3 protein-coding genes are annotated in these 1,909 nt (G+C 70.2%); all 3 read left to right on the top strand.

Going from position 1 to position 1,909, the window contains the following annotated elements:
- Positions 1 to 225: 225 nt before the first annotated feature.
- The gene (locus ACYVE7_RS33315; RefSeq protein ID WP_460370467.1) at positions 226 to 843 is read left to right on the top strand and encodes a hypothetical protein; all 618 of its coding nucleotides are present in this window, start codon (positions 226 to 228) and stop codon (positions 841 to 843) included.
- A gap of 212 nt (positions 844 to 1,055) precedes the next feature.
- Positions 1,056 to 1,238 (top strand): hypothetical protein, encoded by a 183-nt coding sequence (locus ACYVE7_RS33310; RefSeq protein WP_460370465.1) that lies wholly within the window; start codon positions 1,056 to 1,058, stop codon positions 1,236 to 1,238.
- 48 nt (positions 1,239 to 1,286) lie between these two features.
- Positions 1,287 to 1,909 (top strand): hypothetical protein (locus ACYVE7_RS33305; RefSeq protein ID WP_460370464.1); only part of this gene is annotated, 623 nt, incomplete at its 3' end.

The raw sequence follows: 1,909 nt of genomic DNA, 5'->3' as shown, positions 1-1,909 counted from the left end.
GACCGGCCGCCGACGCGCACGTGGACGCTCACCGAACCGGCCGAGGCCTTCGCGGCCGAGCTCGGCGTCGCCAGCGTCCACGCCCCGCCGCCCGAGCCGACCCCGTCCCAACTCGCCCGAGCGCGCGCCCTGGCCCGAGCCCGAGCCGAACGCCGCCGGTAACAGTGCGACGACACCCGGGTGAAACCCACGCCATCCACACCGCAAGGCCCTACGATCGCCAGCATGGTTGATCTGGGGCGCGGGCTGGGGCGATCGGCTGCCGCCCGAACTCACGGCGCCACGGCCCCAGGGGGCCGCGTCACCGCGAGTTCGGTTGCCCTCGGATCAGCCCATGGTGCTCTCGGCGACCAGGACCAGCCGCCCACCGCGGCGAGCGCGGCCAACGTGCCGACCGTCACGACGACGCTGCCCGGAACAGGCGCGGCGGACGACGAGGCGGGGATCGAGCTGCAGGCCGTCACAGGCAAGAACGGCATCGACGAGCCGAAGCCAGTCGCGGGGCACCGCCTGGCGGATGACGACTGGGACCTCGACGAGGTGAAGACCCGCAAGGGGCTTCGCCCCCTGCACCCCTGGCCCTCCTCTGGAGAGAGGTGGGGGACGGCGGACGACTGCAGGACGGCGGGTGGTGGGGCGTGTCCTCTCCCCGCCATCGGTCACCCCGAGGGATGCCACACCGACGACCACCACTCCAAGGGCCGCTCCGCGGGCCTACGGCAGACCCTTTCCGCGGCGGCCGCCGGCGCGACATGGCAGAGCCTGCCCGACGACGGAGAGAGGCCCCACCCTCGAGGTGGAAGCGCGCGGCCGCGCGCTCGACGAGCCGCAGCAGCGCGGTAGCGACGACCAGGCCGACGAGAACGATCACTCACGCCTACCTTCAGTATCCATGTGGATACTTTCATCATTTCAAATCATCGCGCCACACCTACGAATAAGTATCCACATGGATACTAAAAGGCCCGAGGATCAAGATCAACATTCATAATTTCATTTCATTATTACATAGCATAGCGTTGCGGCAATGATTTGATATGGTGTATGCTGGTCTCATGACCAAGACGCCGAACTCCCCGATCACCGCCCAGGAGGACGTGATGAGCTGCAGCTGCTCGGCGAGCAACCCGTGCGAGGACTGCATGACCCCGGAGCAGTTCGAGGCCTACCGGCAGGAGCAGCTGTACGAGATTCGCGCGAACATGCACCTGCCCGAGGGCGGCCAGCGCGGCTTGTGAGCAGGGCGAAAGACCCGTCGACATCCGCACCAGGAGGAGGAACCGCACGTGACCACCGCCCAGCCGTCCCTGATCGAGCGCGACGAGATGCTCGTGGACACCGTCCTCGGCATCGGCCGCCTGTCCGTGGACTTCCCGAACGTCGCGGGACGAGGCCGGCACCGCCGCGCGGCCGTCGAGCATCTGGCCGCCACCTGGCCGGGCGTCCGCGCCGAGCGCCCCGCGGACCTTCCCGACGTGGTCATCGTCGGCCTCCCCCTCGGCCAGGGCGTCACCAGCCTGAGGATCGTCGGCGATCCGGCGGAGGTCGCCGCGTTCGTCGCCGCGCTCCCCCGGATCCTGGCCGAGATGGAGCGGCAGGCCACGCTCGCCGTGCGCGCCTACAACAGGTGGCTGCGCAGCGGAGCCGCCGGCCTGGAGATGATGCCGTCCGAGCACGGCAGCGTCGCCCGCGCGTTCCGTGCGGGAGCGTTCGACGAACTCGCCGCCGTCGCCGGACTGCCGGTCGCGCCGGGCGACCCGCGCTTCACCTCGGACACCTCGTGGAGCGGGCAGGCCCGCGCCTACGCCCGGGACCTGCTGCCCGGCATCGGCGACCTGGCCGCCTTCAGGGACGAGGACACCACCGCCGCCATCCTCGGCGCCGCCACCTACCTGCCCGACCCGCTGAC

The sequence above is a fragment of the Actinocorallia lasiicapitis genome, assembly GCF_054778695.1.
The sequence above is the reverse complement of the archived record's forward strand: the minus strand, read 5'-3'. Positions and strand labels throughout refer to the sequence as shown.